1 protein-coding gene is annotated in these 323 nt (G+C 71.8%); it reads left to right on the top strand.

Annotated features, from left to right (window positions below; translation table 11 throughout):
- Positions 1-67: 67 nt before the first annotated feature.
- Positions 68-323 (top strand): helix-turn-helix domain-containing protein (locus ACZ3HH_RS29550; protein ID WP_465810068.1); only part of this gene is annotated, 256 nt, incomplete at its 3' end.

The following is a 323-nucleotide window of genomic DNA, read 5'->3' as shown; positions in this document are numbered from 1 at the left end:
AGGCCGCCATGCTCCTCGCCCTCCCGCAGCAGCGGCAACCTTATACGAGTACCGAGGGGGACCGCCCGTGAGGCCGACCGAGCAACCGAAGACGCGTGGAGCGACGCGTCAGTCGGTTCGTGCTGCCTGGCGAAGGCACGGCGGCCGCACCTCGGAGGTTGCTCGCCACTTCGGCGTGAGCGAGCGCACCGTCCGTCGATGGGTGGTCGGATGGGGGATCGCCGACGCGGCTCCCACGCCCCGGTTGCGCGACGGCTTCACGCCCGGCGTGCTCGATTCGCTCCGTCACGGCATGCCTGCGCTCTGGGCCGTGGAGGGCACCC

Source organism: Pseudomonas sp. PME37.24/025 (genome assembly GCF_055556615.1).
Note: the sequence above shows the minus strand (reverse complement) of the source record. Positions and strands in the feature narration are given on the sequence as shown.